Raw genomic sequence first — 8095 nt, forward strand, 5'->3', positions numbered from 1 at the left:
TTCTTTCCCGCTTATTTCGGACGCTTGGCGCCATACTTCGAACGGCGCTGCTTACGGTTCTTGACGCCCTGGGTATCCAGCACGCCGCGGAGAATGTGATAGCGCACGCCCGGCAGGTCCTTGACGCGGCCACCGCGGATCATGACCACCGAGTGCTCCTGCAGGTTATGGCCCTCGCCCGGGATGTAGCCGATCACCTCGAAGCCGTTGGTCAGGCGCACCTTGGCGACCTTGCGCAGCGCCGAGTTCGGCTTCTTCGGCGTCGTGGTGTAGACGCGCGTGCAGACACCGCGCTTCTGCGGCGACTGCTGCAGCGCGGGCACCTTCTTGCGCGACTTCTGCACCGCGCGCGGACTTGCGATCAGCTGGTTGATCGTCGGCATCTTGGCCTTCACCCTTTATTTATTCGCGCGGAGCCGGCCTCGGCCCGCAATTCCCTTTAAACTTCCGGGGCGACCGCCCCGCCGGTTCCACCTCACGCATTCCTTTGCGCAAAGCGAAATTGCGCCAGCCGCCCATCGCTGAGCGGAAAGCGCTTCGACGCCACAGAGGACCGCGACCCAAGACCGATCAGCGCTCGCTGTCCGGCCCGCGACCGAGGTCATGCATCCGAGTTCGATCTCATGAGGACGTGCTCAAGAGAACTAAAATCGTCCTGGCATTGCCTAGCTATAGTCGACAGCGTTTGAGCCGCATTCGTCGAGGTTGGTGCCCGGCAAGCCCCTAATATAAAGGGCCATTGGGTGTTCCGTTCCGACGCTGGCGTTGCTCACCGCCTGTCGTTAAGTGGGCGCTATTTATAAGCGGTGGATAGCCAAGTCAAGCCGAAACCACTGTAACAACGGGCTTCTTGTGCTTGGGAAATCGACGCTTCCCGAACGCGGCTCCCGCCTCGCGCGACGCCCGCGACCGCCTGTCGCCTGGCATCCACAACCAATTTTTACCCGGATATTAAAGATAGGCCCGTCTCACAAAGCTAGATCAACGCCAGTGCGATCCCGCCGCAGGCGCTGAACAGGACCGCGACGAGCGGCGGCGCGCGCCAAGCCACCAGCAGTACAAAGCTTACCAGCGCGATCGCGAAATCCCCTGACGTTTTCACAGAGGTGGTCCATACGGGATTATAGAGAGCGGCTCCCAAAAGCCCGACCACCGCCGCGTTGACCCCACGCATCGCGGCTTGCGCGCTCGGGCGGCTGCGAAAGGCGTCCCAGAACGGTAAAGTCCCGATCAGGATCAGGATGCCCGGCAGGAAGATGCCGAACAATCCGAGTGCAGCGCCCGTAATGCCGTGCGGCTCCGGCGCGACCATCGCGCCGAGATAGGCCGAGAAGGTGAAAAGCGGTCCCGGCACCGCTTGCGCTGCGCCGTAGCCCGCGAGAAAGACGTCGTCGCTGATCCAGCCCGGTCCGACAAAGGCTTCCCGCAGCAGCGGCAGCACGACATGGCCGCCGCCAAACACCAGAGCGCCGGAGCGGTAGAATGCCGCAAACAGGCCGAAGCCCTGCGAGCCAAGATGGCCGGCGGGAAGCAGGACCGCGACGAGCAGAAGCGTGAACGCGGAGAGCGCAAACATGCCCGCCTTGCGCGACACCGGCATGGCGACATGCCCGCCCGCGGCCGGCGCCGCGTCGCGGCACAGCACGAGGCCGGCGACGGCGCCGAGCAGGATCGCCAGGATCTGCGCGACCGAAGCCGTGCTGAACAGGATGATCACGGCCGCAACGGCCGCGATCGAGGCGCGCTGCCGATCGGGACACAGCGAGCGCGCCATGCCCCACACCGCCTGCGCCACGATGGCGACCGCCACAAGCTTCAGCCCGTGCAGCAGCCCGGTGCCAATCGGCCCGCCGAGCGAGCCGACGCCATAGGCAAAGAGCAGCAGCAGAATCGCCGACGGCAGGGTGAAGCCGGTCCATGCCGCGAGCGCACCGAGATAGCCGGCACGCATCAACCCGATGGAAAAGCCGACCTGGCTGCTCGCCGGTCCCGGCAGGAACTGGCACAGCGCGACGAGGTCGGCAAAGGCCTGCTCGTCGAGCCAGCGCCTGCGCGTGACGAACTCATCGCGGAAATATCCGAGATGGGCAATCGGACCGCCGAAGCTGGAAACGCCGAGTCTCAGAAAGACCCGCAGGACCTCGAGTGCCGATCCTGTTTCCGAGGGCTTCGCCGGCGCTTCGCTCATCATCGTCTCGGCTCACCGCGAACGACAATGCGTCAGGCTGCAGCACATCGACTGTCAGTCCTCATCATCATCGTCATCGTCGTCATCGTCGTCCTCGTCGGCCTCGACCGCCGCCAGCGGCGTGCGGGCCTGGTCATCCCAGAGCTTGCGATAGACGCCGTTCCTCGCGAGGAGCTGCGCATGCGAGCCGCGCTCGATCGCCCTGCCGGCTGAAATCACGATGATCTCGTCCATATCGACCACCGACGTCAACCGGTGTGTCGACCAGATCATGGTCCTGCCCTTGGCGATCTTGAGCAGCGTGCGGTTGATGGCGGCCTCGGTGGTCTGATCGAGCGCCGAGGTCGCTTCATCGAGCAGGAGCACGGAGGGATTTCGGATGATCGCGCGCGCAATCGCGATGCGCTGGCGCTGGCCTCCCGACAGCGTATCGCCGCGCTCGCCCACGAGCGTGTCGTATCGCTGCGGCAGGCTCATGATGTAGCGGTGGATCTCGGCCTTCTTGGCAGCCTCCACGACCTCCTCGTCGGTCGCGCCTTCCTTGCCGAGCCGGATGTTCTCCCGGATCGACATGTTGAACAGCATGTTTTCCTGGAACACCACCGCCATATTCCGGCGCAGCGATTCGCGGTTGACTTTCCGGATATCAACGCCGTCGATCGTCACCTTGCCTCCATCCGGGACGTAGAGGCGAAGGATCAGGTTCAGGAGGGTGCTCTTGCCCGAGCCGCTTTGGCCAACGATCGCGATGCGCCGACCGACCTTCAGCTTCAGGCTGAAATTGTCGAGCACTGGCGTCTCGCTGCCTTCATATCCGAAGGTGACGTGCTCAAAGGTGATGTCGTTGGTGATGCGCGGCAGGTCCGGCGCGCCAGGCCGATCGGCCTCTCGGGTCGGTTCGTCGAGCAGCTCCTGCATGTGTCGGATCGCCGCCGACGACTGAATCGATACCGGGATGTACGACATGACATGGGAGATGTTGTAGGAAATTTCCCAGAACGCGCTTTCGAAGGTGACGAACGTTCCGATCGTGATCTGGCCTTTCGTGGCGAGATAGGCGCCGATCCCGAGCACCACGAGATGCAGGAGCAGCACGGCGATGGTAACGGTACGCTCAACCATGCTGGACAGGAACGTGGCCGCTTCGATCTTCTTGCGGGTCTCCTGATTGCGCAATTTAAACCAGTCTCGCGCCCTGCTTTGCAGGTTGAAAGCCTTGATCACCGCCTGCGTGGCGATGTTTTCCTGGACCGAACCAAGGGTCGCGGATTCTTTGACCTTCTGGTCGTAGCTCGCGACGACCGCCTTCGGCGTCAGGATGCGCGGACCGATCAGCGTGATCGGAAATACCAGGAGAGCCACGACCGCAAGCTGCCAATTCAGAAACAGCATGAGAACGACGCCGGCGAGCAATTCCATTCCGGGCAACAGACCGGTGTTCGCGAGCGTTTCCATCGCTCCTTCGAACGACGCCAGGTCGACGGAGAAGCGCGACAGGATCTCTCCCCGCTTGGTGCGCGCGAAGAAGCCGATCGGCAGTTCCTGAATGTGATCAAACAAACGCAGCCGCACGTCCGAAATGATCGACGATGACAGCCTCGCGTCCCAAAGCTCATACCAGACCGAGGTCAGCGACGTGACGAGACCGGCCGCGGCCAGCACCGACAATATCAAGAACAGCGCGTGAAAATCCTCCTCGCCCAGCGCATCGTCGATCAGGAACTTGAGGCTGAGCGGCATGATGACGTTGAAGAGCGTCTCGACCAAAAGCCCGAAACCGACAATCGTCAGGGCTTTCCGGTAGCGCCCGAGCAGCGGCCGTATGAACGCATAGAGCGTTGCAATCGCGCCCGCGGCTTCGCGGGCCGTATAGACGACTAGATCCTCGTCCTCCTCCATATCGTCATTGGGAGCATCGTCCTCGTCCTCTTCCTCATCGTCGTCGTTATCGTCTTCATCCTCGTCATGAGCTTTGGATGCGAAGTTCGATTTTCGCGAGTCGGCCAGCCGGCCTGGCGTCGATTCGATATCGGCCGGCGCGCTCTCGGCCAGCGACAATCTCGTTTCGTCCTCGAGATTGGCCAACTCGTTGTCTGTTGTGAGTGCCTTCTTGGACACGATGACCTCAGCCGCCGCAGCACGGCGAAATAGACGCCACAGGATACTTAAGGGTCGGCGGCGCGAATCGAAAGCAAAGGCGACCACGAGGGACTTGACGCCGAGCCCGCCCCGATTGAAGGCGCGTCAATCGTCGTCTTCAACCTTGTCAAAGAACGAGTATCGCAGGCTATCGGGTTCCGCGTACCATTGATCCGGACCACCCTTGTTCGCCGCGAGCGTTGCTGCCCACACCTCGTCGGTGCAGTCCCGGCGGGACATGGCCAGGTCAAAGCCGTTGTTGAAGAACAGCTCCGACCATTCCCACCAGGTGCCGAGCTTCTTCACGCCGCGCAACAGGTCGTAGCGGTCGATCAGCGCCGGCTCCATATCCGACGTCACTGATCCGAAGACCAGTCCCCTATTGACCACCCGGTTCAGCTCGCGAATGGCGCGAACCACCTGCCTCTCACCGACATGGCAGAGGCTGGTCTCGAACGCGACGTCGAATTCGCCGTCCTTGAACGGCAGGTCGACGATCGATCCGAACTTGTTGAACTTCTTCAGCTCCTTCGGCGTCTTCGCGTGAACGGCGCGGTTGTTCTCGATGCCCCAGGCATCGACGCCGCGCTCACGCAACGCGCCGACAAGCTCACCCGAAGCTGCGCCTGCGACCAGGAGCTTCGAACCCTTGGCCTTGTCCCAGACGATCCGGATCAACTCGATCAGGTGATCGGGATCGGAGAAGTGGCGCCATGCCTCGCTGTAGGGACCAAGGCCGCGGTAGTTCGCGAAGTAGTCGCGGTCGATCTTGCCCAGCGATCCCTTCCCGTCCTGCGCGCGGCCACGGCGCAGCCGCATCATCTCGGTGACGATGATATCGGTCGCTGCATCGGAGGAATCGAGCAGGCCATTGAGGGTCGAATCGAACAGATAGTCGCCGACCACGACCAGCCCCGGATGCTGCTTCGGCTCGGGCCGGTGATTGGTCATGACGTCACGCGCCAGCCGCCCGCCGGGCAGCGCGTTCACCGACGACAGCCAGCGATGGATCTTGCCTTCCATGAAATGGCCGCGCGCATCGCCGAGCGATGGCGGCAGCGACTTCAGCGCGGTCGTGATCAGCTCCTGATCGGAGAGATTGGCAAAGGCGAGCGCGTCGGAGCCTGCGATCAGGAAATTGAGCACGCCATGCTTGCCGACGTCGTGGCGGGCCCCTTCATTGTAGACGCAGCAGCCGCCAAACGCCTCCGACATGAACCAGGCGCCGGAAATCTTGCTGCCCCAGAACGGCTCGTCGAACAACAGCGAGACGCGCAGGTAGTGTGCCGGCCGGTCGAAGTAAGCGACGTGCTTGACCATCGACTTGCGCAAGTCCTCGCCTTCCCAGCCCATGGTGGCAAGCCAGGAATGCGGCAGGCACATCAGCACGAGATCGAACTCGCGCGTCTCCGGTCCCTTGCCGTTCATCATGTTGAGGCGATAGCGGCCATTCGCGCCCTTGCCGACCTTGAGGACGCGGTGATTGAGCTGGATGCTGGCGTCGACCTCCGACTGCAGGCACTCGATCAACTGTTCGTTGCCGTTCTGGATCGAATAGAGGCCGATGTAGCCGTCAATATCCATCACGTAGTTCTTCAGCGCGTTGAGCCCGCTCGTGTTGTGGCTCTCGCTCGCGATGTCGGAGCGTGCCATCACCTTGAAGAAGCGCTTGGCAACGGGATCGGCGATTTCCCTGTCCAGCACCTCCTCGGCGGTGAGATAGGCCCAGGGGTGCTCGTTGTCGTGGGAGCCGATGCCTTCGTAATATTCGATCGGCGAGACCATCTCGCTGCACTTCTTGCGAAACGCCTCGATCGCCTCGGCCGTCTCCGCCCCATATTTGCGGCGCATGCCGCGCACGTCGTGCAAGAGCTCGCCGTCGAGCTGCACCTGCTCGGCATCCATCGGTATGGTCTGCAGGCCGAAATGCTGGATCAATTCGCGCAGCGGATCGGGACCCGTCATCGAGTAATCGTAGATCTCGGCAACGCCGGCCTCGTACATCGCGTTTGCCGAATCGAACTTGCGCGTCAGCATCTTGCCGCCGAGCCGATCAGTCGCCTCGAAGATGGTGATTCGGCAGAGCTCGCCCAGCTTCTTTTTCAGATGCCAAGCGCTCATCAGCCCCCCAGGGCCGCCGCCTACGATTGCAAGATCAAGCATAATGGGTCCGTGGTTTCCGGCGCCCCGTTTTCCGGAATACGGGTCGTCTAAGTGGTCCCAAGGAGAAGCGCTTTTCAGCATGAAGGGAAGATGAACAAAGCGGCCTACCGCGCCGCAGCAAGGGCCACAATCAGGCAGAAAACCCGTAAAATGGTCGACAAAACCGGCGTTTTGCCCGGCCCGTAATTTTACGGTGCTTCGATTCGGCGCACCTGTTGCAAAGATTCAACGCCTCTGTCGCCTGCCTTGTGCACCGCAATCGCCGCCACTCCGGTCAGTCCCCGCCGATGCGAAGCGGCGGGACGCCGTTCGCGTCCTTCGCTGCCGCGGGCCCCAGCCTTTTCAAGGCTGCAAATTAAAAACCACCGGCAGGGCATTGCCGGTGGTTTTGGAGGTTTAGCATCAAGGCGAGCGAGTCTCCTCAAGGCTAAGCGGCAGCCGAACAATTCGTTGGCGACCTGGAACGACCCTATCGAATAAATTTATCTGAGTAAATAAGATAATTTCATAATCTGTAGATTTCTTGTGACCAAATTGGCCGTCGCACGATTGCAAAAACCCCGGCAGTTTCCTGCCGGGGTTTTGTCAGATCGTCGGATCGTTCGATCGTTAGATCGACATTACCAGTTGCGCTGAGCGCGGAGCAGAAGCATCTCGTTGTCCTGGTTCTTCAGCTCGTACACTGCCGCCGGCTTGCCGATGGCTGCGCTGGGGGCGCTGACCGTGCCCACCATCTTCTGATCCAGATGCTCCCAGGTGAAGTCGGCCGAGAAGGTCAGGTTCTTGACCGGGGTCCAACGGGTGATGATGCCAGCCTGCGCAATGTTGTAGTCGGGGTTGCAGGTGGTGATCGCAGTACCTGCCGGAGTGATCGCATGGATCGAACCGGCAAACGCCAGCCCGTCAACAACACCGCCGCAAATCAGAGACGAGGCGTCGTTGCCGTAATGGACCGAGGCCCAGGCGCCGTAGATCGAGGTGTTCCAGTAGGGATCCCAGTTATGGGTGTAGCCACCGCGGCCGCCCCACGTCTGGATCAGCTTCTGCGAGGTTCCCGCTCCGAACACCGTGTCAGGAGCAATGCCGAAGCCCACACTCTGATAGGCGCCGGCAAGGCCCGTGCTGCCATAGATCGTGTTCGCACCTGCCGCCGCAGCCAGGTCCTGGATGTTGTAACGGGTTGCACCATCCGTAAACACACCCTGGACGTTGATCACGTCACCAGGTCCCGTCGGGATGTTCTTGATCTGCAAGGCCGCCTGCACCGCCCAGCCCCACCGGTCATCCGGATGGCCGCTCAGTTCGGTCGCGCCGTAGTACGCCGCATGGTTGTCGTGCGCCGCCGCCGAGAGCTTGAACAGACCCCAAGCCTGGTCGACGGTCAGGCTGCCGACGATGTCGGGAGCAACCGTGCCGCCGTAGTCAGAGGTGCCAAAGGCGCCGCCGGCGCTGACGTTCATCACGCCAGCCTGATAGTAGGCCGTCGGATCCTGCGCGGAGATCGCGGCCGATATGCCGTTGCCGAACTGCGCGGTGTAGGTGAACTGGTTCACACCAGTGACCGTGCCGCCGCCGCCGACGAGACCGTCGAAGTTGTTGCCGGGA

At 62.0% G+C, this 8095-nt stretch carries 5 protein-coding genes; all 5 read right to left on the reverse strand.

Annotation, left to right across the window (positions count from 1 at the left end; translation table 11 throughout):
• Positions 1 to 11: 11 nt before the first annotated feature.
• On the reverse strand, positions 12 to 383 hold the full coding sequence (rpsL, locus tag VKR55_RS01900) for a 30S ribosomal protein S12 (protein ID WP_213742007.1): 372 nt from the start codon (positions 381 to 383) through the stop codon (positions 12 to 14).
• A gap of 593 nt (positions 384 to 976) precedes the next feature.
• On the reverse strand, positions 977 to 2191 hold the full coding sequence (chrA, locus tag VKR55_RS01905; RefSeq protein WP_414642282.1) for a chromate efflux transporter: 1215 nt from the start codon (positions 2189 to 2191) through the stop codon (positions 977 to 979).
• A 51-nt stretch (positions 2192 to 2242) separates the two neighbouring features.
• Positions 2243 to 4195, reverse strand: a complete 1953-nt coding sequence (locus tag VKR55_RS01910; protein WP_324399109.1) for an ABC transporter ATP-binding protein — start codon at positions 4193 to 4195, stop codon at positions 2243 to 2245.
• Positions 4196 to 4432: 237 nt separating this feature from the next.
• Positions 4433 to 6490 carry an FAD-dependent oxidoreductase gene (locus VKR55_RS01915; protein ID WP_324399107.1) on the reverse strand — a complete coding sequence of 686 codons (2058 nt, stop codon included), beginning with the start codon at positions 6488 to 6490 and terminating at the stop codon, positions 4433 to 4435.
• Positions 6491 to 7110: 620 nt separating this feature from the next.
• A partial coding sequence (locus VKR55_RS01920; RefSeq protein WP_324399108.1) for a porin occupies positions 7111 to 8095 on the reverse strand: 985 nt, incomplete at its 5' end.

It is taken from the genome of Bradyrhizobium sp. (genome assembly GCF_035309285.1).
GTDB lineage: Bacteria > Pseudomonadota > Alphaproteobacteria > Rhizobiales > Xanthobacteraceae > Bradyrhizobium.

What these genes read in the sequence shown, in the direction of transcription:
- rpsL (WP_213742007.1), bottom strand. Translation starts at nt 383, where the DNA reads ATGCCGACGATCAACCAGCTGATCGCAAGTCCGCGCGCGGTGCAGAAG.
- chrA (WP_414642282.1), bottom strand. Translation starts at nt 2,191, where the DNA reads ATGATGAGCGAAGCGCCGGCGAAGCCCTCGGAAACAGGATCGGCACTC.
- VKR55_RS01915 (WP_324399107.1), bottom strand. Translation starts at nt 6,490, where the DNA reads ATGCTTGATCTTGCAATCGTAGGCGGCGGCCCTGGGGGGCTGATGAGC.